Raw genomic sequence first — 22,140 nt, 5'->3', positions numbered from 1 at the left:
AGCGGAAGGGGGAACCGTGATAGACGGCAACGAGGTGATCCCCAGTCACCACGTCCTGCTCATCACCTTTGATTCGTTGCGCTACGACGTGGCACGGGCCGTCCTGCACGGCGGGGGCAGTCCCAATCTGGAACGGGTACTGCCCGATGGGCTGTGGGAGGAACGCCGGACTCAAGGGAGCTTCACGCTTCCCGCGCACGTCTCGTTCTTCTCCGGCTTCCTGCCCGTCCCCTCCGGTCCCGCTCGCCCCGGCAGGCTCTTCGCCTGCCACTCCATGCGGGGAACCACGATCCGCAAACGCACGTACGTCTTCGACGCCCCGGACATCGTCACCGGACTGTCCGGTCTCGGGTACCGAACCGTGTGCATCGGCGGGGTGGGGTTCTTCTCCGGCCAGACCAAGCTGGGCCGCGTCCTGCCCGGCCTGTTCCAGGAAAGCCACTGGAGCCCGGAGACCGGTACTGACGACCCCGAATCGACCCGGCACCAGGTGGACATCGCTTTGGAGGTGTTGGAGAAGCAGCCCGCCGACAAGCGCCTGTTCCTCTTCCTCAACGTCTCGGCCACGCATACCCCGACTCACGTCTACCTCCCTGGGGAGGAAGAGGACTCGTGGGAAAGCCAGTGCGCAGCCCTGAGCTACGCGGACAGGCACCTGGGCCGTCTCTTCCAGGCGCTGCCGGACCACGGGCCCTGGCTCGGCCTGTTCTGCGCCGACCACGGCGAAGCGTTCGGGGAAGACGGCTACACCGGTCACGGCATCGCCCACCCGTCCGTGTGGACGGTCCCTTACGCCGAAACAACCATCGCGGCCCGGGAAGCCGGAGCCTGACCAGAAAAAGCACAAACCCCCGCCCTCGAACGAGCGGGGGTTCCGTGGCGTGGGCCGGAGGCGTACGAGGCTGCGGCCGTTCGGACGCCCGCCCCCCGCCGGGTGGGCCTCTCAGAGCCTGATGCGGACCCGGCCCGCCGCCCGCTGGGGCTTGCGGGTCGCGTCGCCCGGGAATTCCGCGACGAAGCCGCCCGCTCCCACCAGCATCCATCGGTCCGGCGGCAGGACGACGGTCGACGTGTCGAGCGCCGCTTCCCCCGTGAAGTCGGTGAAGGCCGTGCCGAACTCCTCGTTCGTGACCGCCGTGCGGAATGTGATCGTCGCTCCCTCGATTCCCTTTCCCGCCAGGTCCAGGAGCCGTGCCTTGAACGCGCTCTTTCCCTCCAAGGGGAGGGAATGCGTCGTGGAAAGGTGGGTGTTCTGCTTGTGCACCACGATGACGCTGGGCAGGTGCGGGACCTTCTCCCGGGCAGGCATCAGGTAATCCCTCCGGTCGTTGCCGCGTTTTCGGCCGGGAAGTGGCGTCAAGGCGTGGGCTCTTGGTGCCGCGCCTTGACGCCCGTGCCGCTTCCCTGGGCGATCACCGGATTTCGTGCCGTTCCGCCGGGCCCTGCGGAACACGCGAGCGGCCCCGGTCAGAGAGCGATCTGGAACTTCCCCCTGGCCTCCTGCGACTTGTACCTCTTGCTGCCGTTGTAGATGGCCGTGTAGCCGCTCGTCCCCGCCGAGATCCAGATCTGGGGGTCCGCGATGTTCGCGCCGGTGTCGAGCTGTGCCACGCCCTGGTCGTCCGTGGTGGAGCTGCCGAACTCCTCGCGCGTGCTGGTGACGACGAAGCTGATCGTCTCCCCCGCGATCCCCTCGCCGTCGAGGTCGGTGAGGCGGGCCCGCAGCTGGGCCTGGGCCATGCCGATGATGCCGGCGCGCACGGTGCTGGTCGTGAGGTGCACATTCTCCTTGTGCACGACCGTGGTCTCCTGGCTCTGCTGCCAGGGCTGCTGCTGTTGCTGCATCTGTTGCATCTGCTGCCATTGCAAGAACTGCTGGTATTGCTGCCATTGCTGTTGCTGCTGAGCGGGCGTCGTCATCCGAGTCCTCCTCGTAGGGTGCGGAACGAGCCCGGGGCGGTGCGGGAAACTCCGGGATACCAAACGCGCCGATCGGGAGTGCGGCAGGTCCGAGTCGTCCGGCGGGGAACGCCGGGATTCCGGAATCCTGGAATCCAGGGATCGCAGGAGAATTCCCCGGGAAACCAGGGCTCTTGCGATAATACGAAGACCCGTATTCGCCGCTCTTCGCTGCCGCACCCAAAGGTACGCGGATTTCCCCCGTGAAGGCATGAGGAGTATCCGGCCACGAGCCTTACGGACGTGAAAACGAGACGCGGCCCGGCCCTGCCCGGGGTGCGGGATATCCCCGCGGCCGAATGGGTGTTGCGCCGAGGCCCTCCGGAACGGCCGTATCGCTGACCCCTTCCGCCTTGGCCGGAACCCGGCCGGTAATCGTTTCTCCGGATCGTGGATCGGCCGAAAGGATCCGGTGGAATTCCGGGGAGCCCCCGGGCACCCCGGGCCAATTGGTTGACGGGTGTACGGGCGCATGCGGTGCGTCCGTCGCGCCGGACGGACCCGCCCGGCGCCGGACCCGTTCGCCCGAACCGCCTCCGTCCCACCCCTTCACAGCAGCCCCTCGCGCGCGCACATTGAGGGGATGACGCCCCCGACGCTCACCGAGAACCCCTTCACTCTCGGCGTGGCCTCCGGCGATCCGCTGCCGGACTCCGTCGTGCTGTGGACCAGACTCGCCCCCCGCCCCCACGAGGTGGGCAACGGCCTGCCCGCGCAAGGCGCCGGCGTACCCGTGCAGTGGGAGCTGTCCGCCGACGAGACCTTCCGGCGGGTCGAGCAGAACGGCACCGTCACCGCGCCCGCGGAGGACAACCACACCGTCCACCTCGACCTGTGCGGCCTCGACCCCGACCGCGTCTACTGGTACCGCTTCCACGCCGGCGACTGGACCAGCCCCGTCGGCCGCACCCGGACCGCGCCCGAGCCCACCGCCCTGCCGGCGGAGGCGCGCTTCGGGCTGCTCTCGTGCCAGCAGTACGACGAGGGCTACTACACCGCACTGCGCCACCTCGCCGGCGAGGACCTCGACGCCGTCTTCTTCGTCGGCGACTACATCTACGAGAACGCCATCGACGCCCGGGCCGGCGCCCGCAGGCTCACCAGCCCGCTGCCCGCCTACTACGACCACTGGCTCGTCAGCCTCGACGACTACCGGCAGCGGTACGCCCTCGGCAGGACCGACCCCGACCTCCAGGCCGCGCACGCCGCCCACCCCTGGTACGTCACCTGGGACGACCACGAGGTCGAGAACAACTACGCGGGCGACATCTCGCAGGACAACCTCCCCGTCGAGGTCTTCCGGGCCCGCCGCGCCGCCGCCTACCGCGCCTACTGGGAGAACATGCCGCTGCGCCGGGCGCAGCGCCCCGACGGGCCCGCCATGCGGCTGCACCGCCGGTTCCAGTACGGGCGGCTCGCCCAGTTCGACATCCTCGACACCCGGCAGTACCGCTCCGACCAGGCGTACGGCGACGGCTGGAAGTACCCGGGCCCCGAGTCCGAGGACCCGGCCCGCACGCTCACCGGTGCCGAGCAGGAGCGCTGGCTCCTCGACGGCTTCCGGTCCTCGTCCGCGCTGTGGAACGTCATTCCCCAGCAGGTCTGCTTCGCCCGGCGCAAGGAGACCACCGAGGCCCGCTCCAAGCTCTCCATGGACGCCTGGGACGGCTATCCCGCCTCCCGGCGGCGCGTCCTGGCGGGCGTCGAGCAGGCGGGGCTCCAGAACCTCGTCGTGCTCACGGGCGACGACCACGTCCACTACGCCTTCGACATAAAGAAGGACTTCGACGACCCGAAGTCCCGCACCCTCGGCGTGGAGTTCCTCGGCACCTCCGTCTCCAGCGGCTTCGACGGCGAGGAGCGGCCCGACGACTGGTCCACCATGATGGCCGCCAACCCGCACATGAAGTACTACGACGGCCGCCGCGGCTATGTGGTCGTCTCCTTCGGCGAGGAACGGGTCCGCGCGGACTTCCGCGTCCTCCCCGACGGCACCGCGCCCGGCGCTTCCGTCAGTACCGCCGCCTCGTTCGTCTCGGAGGCGGGCGACCCCGGGGTCAAGCCCGCGTGACCCGGGCCACGGAGCCGTACGCGTAAGGCCCGGGGGTCGTTGACGGTCATGACACCATGGTTGATCCGACAACCACCGTGGAGAGCGACCCATGACGGACCCCGGCATCGGCCCCGGCACGGCCGAGCCCCAGCAAGATCAGAAGGAATCCGCCGCACACCATCGAATACCCGGCTCGGAGCCCTCCGGCGGTGCGCCGGCCGGCTCCGGCACGGCGGCGGCGGGCCGCCCGGCCCCGGCGCGCCCGGCGACGGCCCGCTCGCCCGGCCGGCACCCGCCCGGCCGACGCCCCGCGGCCCGCCACCTCCGCCGCCCGGCGCACGAGCCTCCTCGTCACGCTCGTCCTCGGCGGGCTCACCGCCCTGCCGCCGCTGTCCATGGACATGTACCTCCCGGCCCTGCCGGAGGTCACCGACGCCCTGCGCAGCCCGGCCGCGACGGTTCAGCTCACCCTCACCGCCTGCCTCCTGGGCATGGCCCTCGGCCAGCTCGTCGTCGGCCCCATGAGCGACAAGTGGGGGCGCCGCCGCCCGCTGCTCACCGGCATGGTGATCTACGTCGTCGCCACCGCGGTCTGCGCCCTCGCCCCCACCGCCGAGCTCCTGATCGGCTTCCGGCTCGTCCAGGGTCTGGCGGGCGCCGCCGGCATCGTCATCGCCCGCGCCGTCGTCCGCGACCTCTACGACGGCGTCGCCATGGCCCGCTTCTTCTCCACCCTCATGCTCGTCTCCGGCGTCGCCCCCGTCGTCGCCCCCCTCATCGGCGGCCAGGTGATGCGCGTCACCGACTGGCGCGGCGTCTTCGTCGTCCTCACCGTCATCGGGCTGCTGCTCACCCTCGTCGTCTGGCGCCGTCTCGACGAGACCCTGCCGCCCGGGCGACGGCACGCGGGCGGCCTCGGCGAGGCCCTGCGCACGATGGGCTCGCTCCTCTCCGACCGCGTCTTCACCGGCTACATGCTCTCCGGCGGCTTCGCCTTCGCCGCGCTCTTCGCCTACATCTCCGCCTCGCCCTTCGTCGTCCAGGACATCTACGGCGCCTCCCCGCAGACCTTCAGCCTGCTCTTCGGCGTCAACTCCGTCGGCCTCGTCCTCGTCGGCCAGATCAACGGCAAGCTGCTGATCGGCCGCGTCAGCCTGGACAAGGCCCTGGCCGTGGGCCTCACGGTGATCACCCTGGCCTCCGCCGCCCTGCTGCTGATGGCCTCGGGCGTCTTCGGGAAGGCCGGGCTGGCCCCGATCGCCGCCGGGCTGTTCGTCCTGATGTCCGCGATGGGCCTCGCGATGCCCAACACCAACGCTCAGGCCCTGATGCGCTCCCGCGACGCCGCCGGCTCCGCGTCCGCGCTGCTCGGCACGTCCACGTTCCTGCTGGGCGCGGTGGCGTCGCCGCTGGTCGGCATCGCGGGCGAGCGCACGGCCGTACCGATGGCCGTGGTGCAGCTGGTGTGCGCCCTGGCGGCGGTCGCGTGCTTCGTGGGCCTCTGCCGGCCGTGGCAGCGGGCGGCGGACTGAGCGGGTGACGGTGCCGGCGGCCGCCGCGCGCGGCCGTCCGGCGGTGGGGGACCGGGCCGGCCGCCACCGCCACGCCGGCCGCCCGGTGCGCGGGGCTCCCTCGGGCCCCCGCTCCGGACGCGCGCAGCCGCCGCCCGCGCCGGAGCCGCATAGACTCGTGCGAATGCACGCCCCCCATGCCCGCCCCACCGGCGAGAACCCCCGCGCCGTCCTCGCCGAGCTCCTCGACGGACTGCCGCCCCGGCAGGCCGCGCAGGCCGTCGAGCGGCTGATCGCCAACTACCGGGGGCGCACCCCCACGGACACGCCGGTGCTGCGCGACCGCTCCGACGTCCTCGCCTACGCCGCCTACCGGATGCCCGCGACCTTCGAGGCCGTCCGGTCCGCGCTGGAGGCGTTCCGCGACGGGCTGCCGGACTGGGAGCCCGCCTCCCATGTGGACATCGGCGGCGGCACGGGCGCGGCCACCTGGGCGGTCGCCGCCGCGTGGCCCGAGGGACGGCACCGGACCACCGTGCTGGACTGGGCGGAGCCCGCCCTCGCCCTCGGCGCGGAGCTGGCCCGCGGCGCCGCCTCCGAGGCGCTGCGCACCGCGGAGTGGCGGCGCCGGGCCATCGGCGCCGGCCTCGCCCTGCCGGGCGGCACCGACCTCGTCACCGTCTCCTACGTGCTGGGCGAGCTCACCGAGGAGGCCCGCCGGTCGGTCACCGACGAGGCGGCCCGCGCGGCCCGCGCCGTGGTCGTCATCGAGCCGGGCACCCCGGACGGCTATCTGCGGATCATCGAGGCCCGCGACCGGCTGGTCCGGGCCGGTTTCCGGGTCGTCGCGCCCTGTCCGCACAGCGCGGCCTGCCCGATCGAGCCCGGCACCGACTGGTGCCACTTCTCGGCCCGGGTGAGCCGCTCCTCGCTGCACCGTCAGGTCAAGGGCGGCTCGCTTCCATACGAGGACGAGAAGTTCAGCTACGTGGCGGCGGTACGCGACCTGCCGGTGCCGGCCGCGCCCGCCCGCGTCGTCCGCAAGCCCCAGATCCGCAAGGGCCAGGTCCTGCTGGAGCTGTGCACCCCCGAGGACGGGCTCACCCGCGAGACCGTGACCAAGCGGCACGGCGCGCTCTACCGGACCGCCCGGGACACCGACTGGGGCGACACCTGGCCGCCCGCGGAGTGAGCGTCCCGGGGCGGCGGCCCGGAGGGGGGGCTCCGCACGGGCGGGTGACGCGGACTCCGCCGGTCCCTCCTCAGACCCTCTTCCCCGGCTTCCGAGGCCCCGTCAGCGCAGCTCCTGCGTGCAGCACTTCACGCTGCCGCCGCCCTTGAGCAGCTCGCCGAGGTCCAGCCCGATCGGTTCGTAACCCCGCTCCCGCAAGGGGGCGAAGAGGCCCACGGCCGCCTGCGGCAGCAGCACATGGCGGCCGTCGCTCACCGCGTTGAGCCCGAGCGCGGACGCGTCCTCCTCCGTCGCGATGAGGGCGTCCGGGAAGAGGTGCGCGAGGACGGCCCGGCTGCCCGCCGAGAACGCGCCCGGGTAGTACATGACCTCGTCGCCGTCGAGCACGGACAGCGCCGTGTCCAGGTGGTAGTAGCGCGGGTCGACCAGGTCGAGGCCGATGACCGGGCGGCCGAAGAACTCCTGGGCCTCGGGGTGCGACAGCGGGCTGCTGCGGAAGCCGCGGCCGGCGAGCAGCCAGGAGGTGGTGACGGCGAAGTCGCCCTCGCCCTCGTTGATGTGCTCGGGTTCCAGGACGTCGGCGTAGCCGTGGGCGCGGAACCACTCCGCGTGCACCGCGGCCTCGGCGGCGCGCTCGGGATGGGCGAAGCGGGCGCCGAGCACCCGGCCGTCGACGACGGTGGCGCCGTTGGCGGCGAAGACCATGTCGGGCAGCTCGGGCCTGGGGGTCAGCTCCTCGACGGTGTGGCCGAGGGCGCGGTAGCGGTCGCGCAGGTCCTCCCACTGGGCGAGGGCGAGCGGCAGGTCGACCGGCTTGTCCGGGTCCATCCAGGGGTTGATCGAGTACGTGACCTTGAAATAGGCCGGCGGGCACATCAGATAGCGCCGCGGAAGGGCTTCGCGCCGGGGGGTGGTCGTGCGCCGCGATGCGGCTTCGGCACGTGGGGCGATACGCAAGGAGTGCTCCTCACGGTGATGTTGGGCACGTGCGGGGTGTCGCACGTGCCCAAATCGTCCTCGCTCCACGGCCTTTGGCGCATGAACCGTACGGGTGGTTTACCCGTGGCCCACTCACGCTCCGGTCGTTTCGTCCCGTCCTTCCCGCAACTTCCGCAGCAGCTCACGCTTCTGGGCGTTCGCGTCCGTGCCGCCTCCCGCGCGCCCGCCGCGGCCGCCGCCCCGGAGCGCGCTCCGGGAGAGGTTGCTCCGGGTGCCGCCGACTCCGAGCATGTTTCCCGCACTGCCCCTGGTCATGGGGTGCCCCTCTCCGTCAGGCGAGACGCGGTGTCTCGCTCTGCCCCTAAGGTTGGACGAGACGTTTCGTCTTGTCAAGACGATACGTCTCGCCTTCTTCTCGCTAGGATGCCGTTATGGTCAACAAGACGCCCGCCGCCAAGGCCCCCGACGCCACCCGCCGCAACGAGCGCTCCCGTCGCGCGATCCTCGACGCGGCGCTGGAGATCGTCGGCGAGGTCGGCTTCACAAAGCTCACCATCGAGGCCATCGCCGCCCGCGCCGGCGTGGGCAAGCAGACGATCTACCGCTGGTGGCCCTCCAAGGCCGCCGTCCTCCTGGAGGCGGTCGTGCCCGAGGGCCTGGACCCCCTCACGGTCGAGCTGCCGGACACCGGTGACATCGAGGCCGACCTCAGGACCGTCCTGCGGGGCACCGTGGACGAGCTCAACAACCCCAAGCTGGACGCGCCCACCCGGGCCCTGTCCGCCGAGACGCAGAACGACCCCGAGCTCGGCCGGCAGCTCGTCGAGCGGATCCTGGAACCCCAGCTCCAGGCGTATGTGCGCCGGCTGCGGTCGGCCCAGGAGGCCGGGCAGATCGCCGAGGGCATCGATCTGCGGATCGCCCTCGAACTGCTGGTCGGCCCGCTCTTCCACCGCTGGCACACCCGCACCCTGCCGCTCACCCACGACTACGCCGACACCGTCGCCGAGCTGGCGCTCCGCGGCCTGACCCCCCGCTGAGGCCGGCCCGGCAGGTGCGCCGGACCCCCCTCCGGGACGCGCGCGAGCGGTCCGTCTCACACCCTCCGGATACGTCCGACGGTCACACCAGGCGCAGGATGGTGGCAGCATTGACCGGAGACCGCGGTCGAAGTGAGGGGATAGATGGAACGCAAGAGCAGGTTCTCCCAGTGGCTGCGCCGTCCCAGGAGCGGAGCGGGCGGCGATACGGGCGCGGACGCGGCATCGGAGGCCGCCCGCGAAGAACTGCTCCTGGCCGCGGCGGCGGCGGGCTTCCCGCTGGCCCCGGCCGCCCACCCGTCCGGGTACGGCTGTTCCTGTGAGCGCATCGGCTGTCCGACCCCGGGCCGCCATCCGGTCTCCTTCGCCTGGCAGACCCTCGCGACCACGGACGCCGAGAAGGTCACCAAGTGGCTGCGCGCCCAGCCCGAGGCCAATTTCGTCACCGCCACCGGAATCGCCCACGACGTCCTCGACGTCCCGCTGGAGGCCGGCCGGCAGGCCCTGGCCCGGCTGACGGCGGCCGGCGTCGACGTGGGCCCGGTGGCCACCGTCGCCCCCGACCGCATGCTGTTCTTCACCGCCACCCGCGGCACCCCGGACGACGAGGACGAGTGGTGGCCGTGCGAGCTGGACTGCCACCCCGAGACCATGGACGAGCACCCGGGCCTGCGCTGGCACTGCCGGGGCAGCTATGTGCTGCTGCCGCCCTCGCGGGTGCCGGACGGCGAGGGCGTGGCCTGGCTCCAGGGCCAGGGGGCCGAGCGGCCGCTGCCCGACCCGCTGACGCTGCTGGAGACCCTCACCGACGCCTGCGCGCAGTACGCGGGGGAGCGCCCGGACCACCACGAGTCGGCCGCCTGGCCCATCGGCCGCTGACCGCCGCACGCCGGACACCTTCGTAAGGGACCCCGGCCCGCACCAGGGCCCGCCGCCTGAGCGCTCCGCTGGAACTCCGGCGAGTCATCCGCGGGTGCGTCGTGGCTGGTCGCGCGGTTCCCCGCGCCCCTTCGGAGCGCCGCTGCCGAACCGCACCGGACTTCGCCGAGCCGGCTCAGCCCATCGGTCTGACCGCCGGACACCTCCGTACGGGGACGCCCGCGTCCTGCCCGGGCCCCTCGTACGGGCGGTGCCGCCGCGCGCCCTCACCCGTACGGACGCTATTCGCCCTTGACGGCGGTCACGCTCTCGATGCGGTTCAGGAAGACGATCTTCCCGTCATCCCCGGCGGGCTTCCCGGCCGTCTTCCCGCCCGCTTTCCCCTCCGACCCGGCCGCCGCCTTCCCGCCCGCCGCCGGCGGTACTCGTACCGCCGACTCCGAGACCCGGGTGTAGGTCACCGACGTCTTCAGCTCGCCGGTCACCAGCGTCCTCGTCCGGGGGTCGGTGACCGCGGGCCGCAGGCCCTTGGCCATCGTCCGCCGCTCACGGTGGTGCGCGGTGAAGAAGACCAGCGCGCCGCCGTCCTCCGTGCGCAGCGCCGGCGCGGGGAAGTCCGGGGCCCGCTCGGGGACGTCGATGAACTCCGTCCAGAAGGTCGGGGTCCGCCGGAGCTTGTCCCGCTCCTCCCGCACCCCGCTGGTCCGCGGCCCCGGCGCGAAGGCGCCGCCCTCGCCGGTCCGCAGGAAGTCGGTGTACGCGCGGCTGACCGCCGCGGGGTCCCGGGCCAGCCCGGTGTCCCGGCCCGCGGTGACCGGCACCGCCTCGGCGTACCCGTCCTCGTCGGTCGCGAACTTCGGCACCCGGTCGGGGCTGACGATCGACAGATAGGCGGCCCGCCACGGGTCCTTCGGGCCGTCGCTCAGGAACACCACGAGCCAGCGGTTGCGGTCGCGGTTGCTGCGGGTGTCGGCGACGAAGAACTTCGGCCAGCCGGCCTGCTTGGGGACGGTGAAGCGGGCGTCGTCCAGGACCAGGGACGGATAGCGGGGGTTGCCGCCCGGGGTGAGGGCGCCCTGCGTCCTCATGTCGGCGTGGCCGATCTCGGCGAGGGGGCCGCTCTCGACCCGGTCGACGGCCTCCGGGTCGAGCTTGCGGTACGCCTCGTTGTAGCCGTCCGTGAACCGCTTGAGGATCCCGGGGGCCTCAGCCCTGTCCACCGCCGGCAGGATCTCCCGCTCGCCGTGCACCGTCACGCACCCCGACGTCAGCAGTGCCGTCAGCGCCGCCGTGGTGATCAGCGTGCGACGTGGCGGCCGGCGTCTCATGGGGCTTCGACTCCTCGGTGGCGGCTCGGTTCGCCGTCACCTTACCGGGGGAGAAGAACAGCAGCAGGGTGGGTACCAGATACAGCGCCCAGGCAGCGACCTGGACCCAGGTCGGGTCCGGCTGGAAGTTGAAGACGCCCTTCAGCAGGGTGCCGTACCAGCTGTCGGCCGGGATCTGCGCGCTGATGTCGAAGGCCCGGTCGTGCAGGCCCGGCAGGAACTCCGCCTCCTGGAGGTCGTGGAAGCCGTAGGCCAGCACGCCCGCCGCCACCACGATCAGCATCCCGCCGGTCCAGGTGAAGAACTTGGCGAGGTTGATGCGCAGCGCGCCCCGGTAGAAGAGCCAGCCCAGGACCACGGCGGTGAGCAGCCCGAGCACCGCGCCGACCAGCGGCCGTACGCCGTCGTCGGTGGCGTCCACGGCGGTCCAGATGAACAGCGCGGTCTCCAGGCCCTCGCGGCCCACGGCCAGGAACGCGGTGACGACCAGCGCGGTGGTGCCCATCGCCAGCGCCGCGTCCAGCCTGCCGTGCAGCTCCCGCTTCAGATGCCGCGCGGTCCGCCGCATCCAGAAGACCATCCAGGTCACCAGGCAGACCGCGACGATCGACAGGGAGCCGCCGAGCAGCTCCTGCGCCTCGAACGTCATGCTCCGCGAGCCGAACTGGAGCAGCGCGCCGAAGGCCATGCTGAGCAGCACGGCCGTGCCGATGCCCAGCCAGACGGGCACCAGCGCGTCCCGGCGCCCGGTCTTCACCAGGTAGGCGACCAGGATGCAGACGACCAGGCTCGCCTCCAGACCCTCGCGCAGGCCGATCAGATAGTTGCCGAACACGCGGCTTTCCCTTCCGTAGAGAGACCGTCGGTCAGGCGAACAGCGCCTTGCCCCACCAGTCGTCCTTGTCCCGGACACCCGGCGGGACGGCGAAGACCGCCGAGCCCACGTGCTGGATGTACTCGTTGAGCGCGTCGTTGCGCGCAAGCTTCGACTGCAGCGGGATGAACGCGTCCCGGACGTCCCGCTGGTAGGCGAGGAAGAACAGGCCCGCGTCCAGCCGGCCGAGGCCGTCCGTGCCGTCCGTGAAGGAGTAGCCGCGGCGCAGGATCGTCGCCCCGTTGTTGCTGTCGGGGTGGGCGAGGCGCACATGGGAGTCCGGCAGCAGCGCCTTGAGGTTGGGCTCGTCGCGCTCGCGCGTCTTGCCCACGGGGGCGCCCTCGGCCTTGTCCCGGCCGAAGATGTCCTCCTGCTCCTTGAGCGAGGTGCGGTCCCAGGTCTCGATGTGCATCCGGATGCGGCGCGCGACGACGTACGAGCCGCCGGTCATCCACGCCGGGCCGTCCTTCTCGCCCACCCACACGTGCTTGTCGAGGGCGGCGGTGTCGGTGCCCGAGACGTTCCGGGTGCCGTCCTTGAAGCCCATCATGTTGCGCGGGGTCTGCGCGTCCGGGGTCGTCGAGGACGTCTTGCCGAAGCCCAGCTGCGACCAGCGGATCGCGACCTTGCCCATGCCTATCCGGGCGAGGTTGCGGATCGCGTGCACCGCGACCTGCGGGTCGTCCGCGCACGCCTGGACGCACAGGTCGCCGCCGCTGCGGGCGGCGTCGAGGTTGTCACCGGGGAAGGCGGGCAGGTCGACCAGGGCCTTGGGGCGCCGGTCGCGGAGCCCGAAGCGGTCCTTGCCGTCCTTCTCGAACAGGCCGGGGCCGACGCCGAAGGTCAGCGTCAGACGGGACGGCTTGAGGCCGAGCGCCTCGCCGGTGTCGTCCGGCGGGAGTTCGTCCAGGCCGCCGGTCGCGCCCTCGCCGACCTCGTGGCCCGCGGTCATCCGGGCGGCCGCGGCCGTCCACTCCCGGAGCACCTTGATCAGCGCGTCACGGTCGGTGGTGGTCACGTCGAAGGCCGCGAAGTGCAGCCGGTCCTGGACGGCCGTGGCGATGCCGGCCTGGTGGGCGCCGTGGAACGGCACCGCGTCACCGGTCAGCGCGGCCGGCGAGGCGTCGCCTCCGGTGCGCAGCGCGGCGGCGGTGCCACCGGCGGCGGCCGCGCCGAGCGCGAGCCCGGCGCCGCCCCAGCCGATCAGCGAACGGCGCGAGGGGCCCGCGGGCGCGGGCTTCCCCGCGGTCTCGCCGGCAGCCGCGTCGGCGGTCATGTCAGAGGTCGTGTCGGCGGTTATGTCAGTGGTCTTGTCGGTCATCGGAGGCCGCCTACTTCGCCACGGCGCCGGCGAGCTTGGACAGCGGCTCCGCCAGGGCGTTGACCGCGTCCGAGAGCTTCTTCCGGTCGTCCTTGCCGACGGAGTCGTACGCCTTGAAGCCGTCGCCGTCGCGGTACTCGCCGAGCAGCTTGCCCAGCTCGGCGAACTGCTTGTCCAGCTCCTTGGTGAGCGCCGCGTCGTTCTTCGAGGCGACCGGCTTCAGCAGCTCGTAGGACTTCTGAGCGCCCTCGACGTTGCCCTGGAAGTCGACGAGGTCGGTGTGGCTGTAGCGCTCCTCCTCACCGGTGACCTTGCCGGTGGCCACCTCGTCGAGCAGCTCCTTGGCGCCGTTGGCCATGCTGGTCGGGGTGATCTCGGCGGTGCCGACGCGCTTCTGCCAGTCCTTGAGGTCCGTCATCAGCTGGTCGGCCAGCTTCTTGTCGTCCTCGTCGATCTTCTTCTCGTCCCAGAGCGACTTCTCCAGCTTGTGCCAGCCGGTCCACTTCTGGTCCTTCTCCAGGCCGTCCTCGCGGACGTCGACCTTCGGGTCGATGTCGCCGAAGGACTCCGCGACCGGCTCGGTGCGCTCCCAGCCGAGGCGGGAGGGGGCGTAGAGCTTCTTCGCCTCGTCCAGGTCGCCCTTCTTGACGGCCTCGGCGAACTTCTCGGCCACGGGAATCGTCCCGTCGGCCTGCGCCTGGACGTACTTGCGGTATTCGGCGACCGCCTTGTCGAGCTCCGGGTTGTTCTTCGCCGCCGCGCCCTCACCCTTGACGGTGATCTTCTGGCGAATTCCGTCGCCCTTCATTCCGGGCTTGCAGGCGATCTCGTACGAACCGGCCTTGATCGTCGCGGTGATCTCCGCCTTGGTGCCGGGGCCTATGTTCTCCCGCTCGGTGACGATCCGGTCGCCGGGGGCGTAGACGTAGACCTCGGTGACCTTGGAGCCCTTGTTCTCCACGGCGATCTTGACGTGACCGGCCGGGAAGGAGTCCGTGGAGACCTCGCACTTGTCGTCCGTCGCCTTGACCCGGACCGTGTCCGAGCCCTTGGTGTCGGACTTCTCGGCGCAACCGGACACGGCTGTCAGGGCCGTGGCCGCCGCGGCGACGGCGACGGCGGAGGAGCGGAGGACGCGCATGAGGGGCTCCAGGCATGCTCGGAGAGGGCAGAAATGATCTTGGCCGAAAATGACCTAGCCGAATAAGGCCGCCCTAACTTATCTGAGGCTTGCCTACCTCGTTCCCGGAATGCTGAGTGATTCTGCTCTCACAAGGCAAAATTTTGTCCCTACCGTCTCGGTATCACCAGAGGTTCACCGGTTCGCGGATGATCGATTACCTCGACGGGCTGTGAATAGACACGACTCAGCAGTTCCGGATCGAAGACCCGGCCGGGCGGGCCCTCCGCCGCGATCCGGCCCTCGTGGAGCACGGCGACCCGGTCCGCGTAGGCGCCGGCCAGCCCCAGGTCGTGCAGGACGACGACCACCGCGTCGCCGGCCGCCGCCCGTTCGCGGCAGACCCGCAGCACCAGCTCCTGGTGGCGCAGGTCCAGCGCCGCGGTCGGCTCGTCGAGCAGCAGCAGGGCGGCGCGCTGCGCCAGCACCCGGGCCAGGGCCACCCGCGCCCGCTCGCCGCCGGACAGCGCGGCGAAGGACCGGCCCGCGAAACCGGCCACCTCGGCGGCGGCCATCGCGGCCCGTACGGCCCGGTCGTCGTCCTCCGCCACGGCGGTACCCGCCCACGGCGCCCGCCCCATCCGGACGACCTCCTCGACGGCGAACGGGAACGACAGCTCCGCCGACTGCGGCAGCACCGCGCGCCGCAGCGCGAGTTCGGCCGCCGTCCAGGCACCGGCCGGCCGGCCGTCGACCCGCACCTCGCCCGACTCGGCGGGCAGATCGCCCGCGAGGGCGGCCAGCAGCGTCGACTTCCCGGAGCCGTTGGGGCCGACGAGCGCCAGCACCTCGCCCGCCGCCACGGCCAGGTCGACCTCGGACAGCACGGTGCGGCCGGCCAGCCGCACCCGCAGCGCGCGGGCCTCGGCCGCGACGGCCCCGAGGACGGGCGGGGCGGGCAACCGCCGGGCGCGGGCGGGGAAGAGCGCCTCGAAGGGCGTCCGGAAACGCGGGGACATCAGGCCCAGCCTCCTTGCCTGCGCCGGGTCCTGCGCAGCAGGACGAAGAAGAACGGGCTGCCCAGGAGCGCCGTCAGCACGCCCAGCGGCAGCTCCGCCGGCTGGGCGGCCGTACGGGCCGCGAGGTCGGCCGCGACCAGCACCAGGGCGCCGCCCAGCGCGCTGCCCGGGACGAGGAAGCGGTGCCCGGGGCCCGCCGCCATGCGCAGGACGTGCGGCACCAGCAGCCCGACGAAGGTGATGACGCCGGACACCGCCACCGCCGCGGCCGTGAGCAGCGCGACGACCAGCACCAGTGTCAGGCGCAGCCGTTCGACGTCCACGCCCAGGTGTCGCGCGGGGCGCTCGCCCAGCGCGAGGAGGTCGAGCTTCCGCCCGTACAGCGGGGCGGCGGCCAGGCCCAGGAGCGCGCACGGCAGGACGGCGAGCACTTTCGGCCAGGTCGCCTGGGCGAGCGAACCGAGCTGCCAGAAGGTGATCTGGGTGACCTGGGCGTTGTCGGCGAGGAAGACGCCCAGGCCGACGAGCGCGCCGGCGAAGGCGTTCATCGCGATGCCGGTGAGGATGAGCGTGACCACCTCGGCCCGGCCGCCCGACCGCGACAGCGCGTACACCAGCAGGACCGTCACCAGGCCGGCGACGAACGCGCAGACGGTGATCGTCCAGTTGCCGAGGAAGCTCATGCCCAGCGCGATCGAGGCGACCGCGCCGACCGCCGAGCCCATCGAGATGCCGATGACGCCCGGCTCGGCCAGCGGATTGCCGAACACGCCCTGCATCAGGGCGCCCGCGCACCCCAGCGACGCCCCGACCAGCAGGGCCAGCGCCACCCGGGGCAGCCGTACGTCCCACAGCACGCTCTCGCCGACCCGGTCCAGCTCCGCGCCGCCGAGCCCCAGGTGGTGCAGGACCGAGCCGAGGACGTCGCCGAGCGGGATGTCGTACGCGCCGACGCCGGCGGACAGCAGGGCCGTGCACAGCAGGGCGGCGGTGAGGCCGGCGGTGAGAAGGGCGGTGCGGCGCCGGCGGGGGTGCGCGCCGCCCTCGGCGGTGGCGGCGCCGGGGGGCGCGGTGGCCGTGCCCGGGTGCTTGAGGAGGCTCATCCGCGCTTCCCCTTCGCGTGGATCTGCTCGACGAGCGAGGCGAGCACGGTGTCCGTGCGGGGCCCGAAGTTCAGCAGGACGCCGTCGTCGACGGAGGCGATCCGGCGGTCCAGGCCCGCCGGGGTCTGGCCGACGCCGGGGATCTTCAGCAGGCCGTCCACGCCGCCGACCGAGTCGAGGCCCTTGCTCATCACAAGGATGACGTCGGGTGCGGCCTTGGCGAGCGCCTCGCTGGTGAGCGGGGTGAAGTCCCGCTTCAGCCCCGAGGCCGCGCCCGCGTCCACGCCGCCGGCCGCTTCGATCAGCGAGTCCGCGCCGGAGCCCGTGCCGCCGAGGAGGTAGACGGACGCCGAGCCGCGCAGGTAGAGGAAGGCGACCTTGGGCCGCGTACCGCCGGGAACGCCCTTGCGGGCGGCGTCGATCCGGCCCCGGGTGCGCTCGCGCAGCCGGTCGCCGGCGGTGCGGGCGCCGAGGGCGGCCGCGACCCGGTCGATGCGGGTGCCGACGTCCTCCAGCCGCTTCGCCGGGTCGAGGACGACGAGGGGGACGCCCGCGGCCCGGATCTGGTCGACGGCCTCGGCCGGCCCGGTGGTGGACTCCGCGAGGACGAGCGTGGGCCGGAGGGAGAGCACGTTCTCCGCCGAGACATCGTGCGCGCGGGTCACCACGGGCAGCTTCGCCGCCTGTTCGAAGGTGGCGGTGACATCCCGGGCGACGACGTGGTCGCCGAGGCCCAGGGTGAAGACGAGCTCGGAGAGCGAGCCGGTGAGCGGCACGATCCGGTCGGTGCTCCGCACGGTGACCTCGTGCCCGTCGGCCGAGCGCACCGTGGCGGGGAGCCGCTGCTCCAAGGGGCCCGCGAGCGGCTCGACGCGGTCGGCCGCCGCCGTCTTCCGCTCCCCGCCCCCGGCCGTGCTCCCGCCGCCCGCGGAACCGCAGCCGGTGAGGGTCAGGAGGCCGAGCAGAACGGCCGGAAGCAGCAGCAGGGCGGCGTGTGTTCGGGTGCGCCGGTGGGTAGGTCTCGGCATACCCGCGTACTGCCGTTGAAGCACGGTTCCTGCCTTTCGCTCCGGCCGGGGGTTTCCGACCTGATGGGATGTAGCTTAGGTTAGCCTTACCTAAATCGCCATGTGCCCGACGGGTGCCTCGCGATGTCCGCCGCGCTGCCCGGAAGGGGCCCCGATGCCGTCGTCCAGATCCGCCCGCGTCCCCGCCGTGGCCCTGCTGGCGACGCTGCTGACGGCCCTGGTGCCGCCCGCCGGGGCCCGGGCGGCGGAGCCCGCCGAGATCTCCGGCGGGCGGCTGGACTGGGGCATCAAGTCCTCCTTCCAGAGCTATGTCACCGGCCCGGTCGCCAAGGGCGCCTGGGAACTCCGGGCCGGCGCCGCCACGGTCGGCGACAGCAGGTTCCGCTTCCACTCCGCCAAGGGCTCGTACGACCCCGGCGGCGGCTCCTTCGACGCCGCCTTCTCGGGCTCCGTGCACTTCACCGGGCACCGCAAGCCCGACGGCACCCACGAACTGGACCTCACCCTCGGCAACCCCGAGGTCCGGGTCTCCGGCGGCAAGGGCACCCTCTACGCCGACGTGACCGGCAGGGCCGGGGACAGCGGCGAGGTCACCGACGCCGCACACGTGCCCTTCGCCTCGCTCGACCTCTCCGGAGCCGACCTCCACGGCGGCGGCTCCGTCACCCTCGCCGACCTCCCCGCCACCCTCACCGAGCAGGGCGCGAAGGCGTTCGCCGGCTTCTACGCCGCCGGCACCGCGCTCGACCCCGTCCGGCTCTCGGCCGACGTCGTGGCCGCCGCCGCGAAGCCCTCGTCCGCGCCCGGCGGTTCCCCTTCCGGCGAGCCCGGGCGCACGGGCGAGTTCACCGGGGCCGCCGTCGACTGGGGCGTCCGCCGCACCTTCCGCGAATACGTCACCGGCCCGGTCGCACAGGGCTCCTGGCAGCTCACCGACGGCGCCCAGGACGGTGGCGCGCTCTTCCGCTTCCCGCGCGGCAAGGGCACGTACGACGCGGACGCCAAGGCCCTCGCCGCCGCCTTCGACGGCACGCTGCGCTTCACCGGAAAGCACCTCGACCTCACGCTCACGGGCGTGCGGACGGAGGTGAAGGACGGCAGGGGCACGCTGTCGGCGGATGTCGCCAACGTCGGCGCACCCGGCGGGAGAAACGTTCCGCTGGTCACCTTCGACGCCTCCGGGCTGAAGGAGAAGGACGGCCTCGCCACCGTCACCGAGGCCCCCGCCCGGCTGACCGCGCAAGGGGCCGGGGCGTTCGGCCGGATGTACCAGGAAGGCGCGGAGATGGACCCCGTCTCCCTCGCCGTCCCGCTCGACCCCCGGGCGAAGCCGCCGGCCCTGCCGGACCTCGGCAGCGGCCCGAAGCCCTCGCCGTCGTCCGCCGCCCCGGCGCGCACCGGGGCGTCGCCGTCCTCTTCCTCCTTCCCCGCCCTCCCGGTCACCCTCGCCGGTGCCGCCGCCGTGGCCCTCGCCGCCACCGCGTACGCCGTGGTCCGCAAGCGCCGTAAGGCGCGGGCGGGTGCCACCGCGCCCGGCACCGACGGCTGACCGCCCCGAACTCCGCGCCGGCCGCGGCCCCCCTCCTCACCGCGCAGCGGCCGGCGCGGACCTCTCTTTCCCCCTGATCCCCCCGGATCCCCACCCCCCGTTTCCCACGACCAAGGAGACACCCCCGACATGACCGTCACCTCACGCACCCCGCGCCGCGCCCGCACCGCCCGGAGAGGCGCCCTCGCCGCCCTCGCCGCCGCCACGGCCCTCGGCGCCACCGCCTTCGCGGTGCCGGCCCACGCGGCGGACGCGGCCGCGCGGACCGAGGCGGCCCCGAAGGCCGCCCCGAAGTTCGACATCACCGACGGCACGCTCGACTGGGGCGTGGAGGACCGGTTCCGGAAGTATGTGACCGGCCCGATCGCCCGGGGGAAGATCGAGGTCACGGACGGCGCCGAGCAGGCGTCCGAGAACGGCCCGTTCACCTTCTCCGGCGCCAAGGGCTCGTACGACAGCGCGACGCACGCGGTCACCACCACCTTCAAGGGCGGTGTCCGCTTCCTCGGCCACGAGAAGGCCGGCAAGGGCTGGGGGCTCGACCTCAAGCTCGCGGACTTCAAGGTCACGACGGACGCCGGGTCCGGTGGGAAGACGGGCCGCGTCACCGCCGACGTCACGGCCGGCGGGAAGACCCAGGACGACGTGGCCCTCGCCGCCCTCGACCTGTCGGCGGTCAAGCCCGGCGGCGGCGCGGGCGGCGCCGTCACCTACGCGAAGATCCCGGCGAAGCTGACGGCGGCCGGCGCGAAGGTGTTCCGGAACTACAAGGAGGGGGACGCGCTCGACCCGGTGACGCTGTCGGTGACGGCGGGCGGTGAGCCGTCGGCCGGTGGCGGCGCCACGGGTGGGAGTGGCGGGGTGACCGATGACGCCGAGGCTCCGGCGCTCGCCGAAACCGGGGCCGACGGGGCGCTGCTCGGGGCCGCGGGTGGGCTGGTGCTCGTGGGGGGTGGGGCGGTGTATGCGGCGCGGCGGTGGCGGGCTGTGCGGGGGTGAGGGCGGGGGGCTTTTCCCCTACCCGCCCCTTCCCGAATGTCCTCAAACGCCGGACGGGCTGAAATCAGCCCGTCCGGCAGCGTCATCGGCCCGCTGAGCCCCCTACGCGCTCAGCGGGAACTCCCGGCCCAGTTCCCGGAAGACCGCCGTGTTCAGCGCGAACGCGCGCTTGCACTCGTCGATCACCCGCTGCTTCTCCAGGTCGTCCACCGGCAGCGCGTCGAGCAGCTCGCGGTACTCCCGCTTGAACGCGGCCGGGTTGCCGATCGCCTCGAAGACGTAGAAGCGGACGCCGTCGCCCTTGCGGGCGAAGCCCCAGGTCTTCTCGGCGGTGCCGCGGATGATCTGGCCGCCGGAGAGGTCGCCCAGATAGCGCGTGTAGTGGTGGGCGACATAGCCGGCGGGCCAGTCGCGGGCGCACTCGCCGACGCGGGCCGCGTACGCCTCCGTGGCGGGCAGCGGGCGCACACCGGCCTGCCAGCCGGGGCCGCCCAGGTGGGCCAGGTCGCGCTCCAGCTCGGCGGTGCGGGCCAGCTCGGGCCGTATGAAGGGCCCCGCCACGGGGTCCGCCGCGAGGGCCGCGGCGGAGGGGCCGCCCTCCAGGGCGCGGTAGACGAACCACAGCTGCTCGGTGTACCGGCGGTAGGCGTCGACGCCGAGCCGGCCACCGAGCATGTCGCTCATGAACGACGAGTTCTCCGCCTGGGTGTGCTGCTCGTGCGAGGCGGTGCGGATCAGGATGGAGAACGGCGTGGTAGCGGGCGCGTCCAAGACGGACCTCCGGAGACCGAGGGCGGGAGGGTACGGGGAGGGACGCGAACGTGTCGTCGCCGCGCCGCCACCGCGATTCTCTCTAGTTAGGCTTACCTAAGTCAATTGGTTCCCGACGTGCTGTCGGTAAAAACCTTACCGCCCCGGACGCCACCCGGCAGGGCTTACGGCAGGATCACGGAAGCGTGAGGATCTCCGCCCCGCTGTCCGTCACCACCAGCGTGTGTTCGAACTGGGCCGTCCGCTTCCGGTCCTTGGTGACGACCGTCCAGCCGTCCTCCCACATGTCGTACTCGTGCGTCCCCAGCGTCAGCATCGGCTCGATCGTGAACGTCATGCCGGGCTGGATCAGGGTGTCGTGGTGCGGGCTGTCGTAGTGCGGGACGATCAGGCCGGAGTGGAAGGACGAGTTGATGCCGTGGCCGGTGAAGTCACGGACGACCCCGTAGCCGAAGCGCTTGGCGTAGGACTCGATGACACGGCCGATGACATTGATCCGGCGGCCCGGCTTGACCGCCTTGATCGCCCGGTTCAGCGCCTCGCGCGTGCGCTCCACCAGCAGCCGGGACTCCTCGTCCACGTCGCCGCACAGGTAGGTGGCGTTGTTGTCGCCGTGCACCCCGCCGATGTACGCCGTCACGTCGAGGTTCACGATGTCGCCGTCGCGCAGCACGGTCGAGTCCGGGATGCCGTGGCAGATCACCTCGTTCACGGACGCGCACAGCGACTTGGGGAAGCCGCGGTAGCCCAGCGTCGAGGGGTAGGCGCCGTGGTCGCACATGTACGCGTGCGCGACGCGGTCGAGCTCGTCCGTCGTCACGCCCGGCGCGATGAGCTTCGCCGCCTCCTCCATCGCCCGCGCGGCGATGCCGCCCGCGATCCGCATCCGCTCGATCGTCTCGGTGTCCTGGATCTCGGGACCGGTGTAAGGGGTGGGAGCGTCCTTGCCCACGTACTCGGGACGAGTGATCGAGGCGGGGACGGGGCGGGTGGGGGAGAGGGTCCCCGGGCTGAGAAGCGACTGGCCAGACATGTCAGCGAGTGTAGCCAGGGCGTATCGGGGACCATGTGGGCAGAAGAAGTGGGCCGACGGCGGCCACCCGCGCGGGCGGGTGCGCAGGACGCGAGGAGACCAGCATGGCGCTGTTCAAACGGCGGGGGACCGGCAAGCCGGGCGAGTGGTACTACTGCCTCAAGCACGGCACGGTCGAGGAGGGTCCCGAGTGCCGCGCCGCGGACCGCCTCGGCCCGTACGACACCCGCGAGGAGGCCGCCCACGCGATGGAGACGGCCCGCGAGCGGGAGACGGAATGGCGCGAGGATCCGCGCTGGAACGACGGCGACGGCGAGGGCGAGCGGGGGCGCGAGGGGTAGGGCCCGTGCGGGCGGTGCCCTCCACCGCCCGCTGCCCGTCCCGCGCGGCTCCGCCCCGGGTCCGGACGGGTCGGCCGCCCC

22 protein-coding genes are annotated in these 22,140 nt (G+C 72.7%); 9 read left to right on the top strand and 13 right to left on the bottom strand.

What is annotated here, in order from left to right:
• Positions 1–16: 16 nt before the first annotated feature.
• Positions 17–832 (top strand): STM4013/SEN3800 family hydrolase, encoded by an 816-nt coding sequence (locus AF335_RS01650; protein ID WP_102916448.1) that lies wholly within the window; start codon positions 17–19, stop codon positions 830–832.
• Between the two features lie 111 nt (positions 833–943).
• On the opposite strand, the gene AF335_RS01645 is transcribed toward AF335_RS01650, so the two are convergent.
• Together AF335_RS01645 and AF335_RS01640 are read right to left on the bottom strand one after the other, a co-directional pair.
• Positions 944–1,309, bottom strand: a complete 366-nt coding sequence (locus AF335_RS01645; protein ID WP_102916447.1) for a hypothetical protein — start codon at positions 1,307–1,309, stop codon at positions 944–946.
• A 158-nt stretch (positions 1,310–1,467) separates the two neighbouring features.
• Positions 1,468–1,920: an Ig-like domain-containing protein gene (locus tag AF335_RS01640; protein WP_102916446.1), complete on the bottom strand. Its 453-nt coding sequence runs from the start codon at positions 1,918–1,920 to the stop codon at positions 1,468–1,470.
• A gap of 622 nt (positions 1,921–2,542) precedes the next feature.
• On the opposite strand from AF335_RS01640, the gene AF335_RS01635 reads away from it, so the two are divergent.
• The 3 genes from AF335_RS01635 to AF335_RS01625 all read left to right on the top strand — a co-directional run bounded on the left by AF335_RS01635 (position 2,543) and on the right by AF335_RS01625 (position 6,715).
• On the top strand, positions 2,543–4,030 hold the full coding sequence (locus tag AF335_RS01635; RefSeq protein ID WP_228773322.1) for an alkaline phosphatase D family protein: 1,488 nt from the start codon (positions 2,543–2,545) through the stop codon (positions 4,028–4,030).
• Positions 4,031–4,221: 191 nt separating this feature from the next.
• Entirely contained in the window at positions 4,222–5,544 is a 1,323-nt protein-coding gene (locus AF335_RS01630; protein WP_425329104.1) for a multidrug effflux MFS transporter, read from the top strand.
• Between the two features lie 163 nt (positions 5,545–5,707).
• Entirely contained in the window at positions 5,708–6,715 is a 1,008-nt protein-coding gene (locus AF335_RS01625; protein ID WP_102916444.1) for a small ribosomal subunit Rsm22 family protein, read from the top strand.
• A gap of 102 nt (positions 6,716–6,817) precedes the next feature.
• Here AF335_RS01625 and ddaH read toward each other — a convergent pair whose 3' ends face one another.
• A complete protein-coding gene (gene ddaH / locus AF335_RS01620; protein ID WP_376697843.1) occupies positions 6,818–7,672 on the bottom strand; it encodes a dimethylargininase in 855 nt (284 codons plus the stop codon).
• A 114-nt stretch (positions 7,673–7,786) separates the two neighbouring features.
• Positions 7,787–7,969, bottom strand: coding sequence for a DUF6243 family protein (locus tag AF335_RS01615; RefSeq protein ID WP_102916442.1), 183 nt, complete (start codon positions 7,967–7,969; stop codon positions 7,787–7,789).
• A 116-nt stretch (positions 7,970–8,085) separates the two neighbouring features.
• Between AF335_RS01615 and AF335_RS01610 the strand changes: the two genes are divergently transcribed.
• Both AF335_RS01610 and AF335_RS01605 read left to right on the top strand, forming a co-directional pair.
• Entirely contained in the window at positions 8,086–8,694 is a 609-nt protein-coding gene (locus AF335_RS01610; protein WP_102916441.1) for a TetR/AcrR family transcriptional regulator, read from the top strand.
• 144 nt (positions 8,695–8,838) lie between these two features.
• Positions 8,839–9,573 carry a bifunctional DNA primase/polymerase gene (locus tag AF335_RS01605; protein WP_087928351.1) on the top strand — a complete coding sequence of 245 codons (735 nt, stop codon included), beginning with the start codon at positions 8,839–8,841 and terminating at the stop codon, positions 9,571–9,573.
• Between the two features lie 281 nt (positions 9,574–9,854).
• On the opposite strand, the gene AF335_RS01600 is transcribed toward AF335_RS01605, so the two are convergent.
• From AF335_RS01600 to AF335_RS01570, 7 genes are all read right to left on the bottom strand, one after another.
• Complete coding sequence (locus AF335_RS01600) at positions 9,855–10,844, bottom strand: SCO2278 family lipoprotein (protein ID WP_483409769.1); 990 nt, start codon at positions 10,842–10,844, stop codon at positions 9,855–9,857.
• Complete coding sequence (gene efeU / locus AF335_RS01595) at positions 10,780–11,736, bottom strand: iron uptake transporter permease EfeU (protein WP_102916439.1); 957 nt, start codon at positions 11,734–11,736, stop codon at positions 10,780–10,782. Before efeU ends, AF335_RS01600 begins: the two co-directional genes overlap by 65 nt.
• A 31-nt stretch (positions 11,737–11,767) precedes the next feature.
• Positions 11,768–13,051 (bottom strand): iron uptake transporter deferrochelatase/peroxidase subunit, encoded by a 1,284-nt coding sequence (efeB, locus tag AF335_RS01590; RefSeq protein ID WP_102916438.1) that lies wholly within the window; start codon positions 13,049–13,051, stop codon positions 11,768–11,770.
• 55 nt (positions 13,052–13,106) lie between these two features.
• Positions 13,107–14,237 (bottom strand): iron uptake system protein EfeO, encoded by a 1,131-nt coding sequence (gene efeO, locus AF335_RS01585; RefSeq protein WP_102916437.1) that lies wholly within the window; start codon positions 14,235–14,237, stop codon positions 13,107–13,109.
• Positions 14,238–14,386: 149 nt separating this feature from the next.
• Entirely contained in the window at positions 14,387–15,235 is an 849-nt protein-coding gene (locus tag AF335_RS01580; protein ID WP_102916436.1) for a heme ABC transporter ATP-binding protein, read from the bottom strand.
• Entirely contained in the window at positions 15,235–16,338 is a 1,104-nt protein-coding gene (locus AF335_RS01575) for a FecCD family ABC transporter permease (protein WP_102916435.1), read from the bottom strand. Before AF335_RS01575 ends, AF335_RS01580 begins: the two co-directional genes overlap by 1 nt.
• Positions 16,335–17,366, bottom strand: a complete 1,032-nt coding sequence (locus AF335_RS01570; RefSeq protein ID WP_102916434.1) for a heme/hemin ABC transporter substrate-binding protein — start codon at positions 17,364–17,366, stop codon at positions 16,335–16,337. Before AF335_RS01570 ends, AF335_RS01575 begins: the two co-directional genes overlap by 4 nt.
• A 154-nt stretch (positions 17,367–17,520) precedes the next feature.
• On the opposite strand from AF335_RS01570, the gene AF335_RS01565 reads away from it, so the two are divergent.
• Together AF335_RS01565 and AF335_RS01560 are read left to right on the top strand one after the other, a co-directional pair.
• The gene (locus AF335_RS01565) at positions 17,521–18,915 is read left to right on the top strand and encodes an HtaA domain-containing protein (protein ID WP_102916433.1); all 1,395 of its coding nucleotides are present in this window, start codon (positions 17,521–17,523) and stop codon (positions 18,913–18,915) included.
• Positions 18,916–19,044: 129 nt separating this feature from the next.
• On the top strand, positions 19,045–19,914 hold the full coding sequence (locus AF335_RS01560) for an HtaA domain-containing protein (RefSeq protein ID WP_102916432.1): 870 nt from the start codon (positions 19,045–19,047) through the stop codon (positions 19,912–19,914).
• A gap of 102 nt (positions 19,915–20,016) precedes the next feature.
• On the opposite strand, the gene AF335_RS01555 is transcribed toward AF335_RS01560, so the two are convergent.
• Positions 20,017–20,685, bottom strand: a complete 669-nt coding sequence (locus AF335_RS01555; RefSeq protein ID WP_102916431.1) for a biliverdin-producing heme oxygenase — start codon at positions 20,683–20,685, stop codon at positions 20,017–20,019.
• 175 nt (positions 20,686–20,860) lie between these two features.
• Positions 20,861–21,718, bottom strand: a complete 858-nt coding sequence (gene map, locus AF335_RS01550) for a type I methionyl aminopeptidase (RefSeq protein WP_102916430.1) — start codon at positions 21,716–21,718, stop codon at positions 20,861–20,863.
• Between the two features lie 104 nt (positions 21,719–21,822).
• Between map and AF335_RS01545 the strand changes: the two genes are divergently transcribed.
• Positions 21,823–22,059, top strand: coding sequence for a hypothetical protein (locus tag AF335_RS01545; RefSeq protein ID WP_102916429.1), 237 nt, complete (start codon positions 21,823–21,825; stop codon positions 22,057–22,059).
• The last annotated feature ends 81 nt before the right edge of the window (positions 22,060–22,140 follow it).

This window comes from Streptomyces eurocidicus (assembly GCF_002891295.1).
Classification (GTDB): Bacteria; Actinomycetota; Actinomycetes; order Streptomycetales; family Streptomycetaceae; genus Streptomyces; species Streptomyces eurocidicus.
This window is presented reverse-complemented; position numbering and strand designations above follow the sequence as displayed.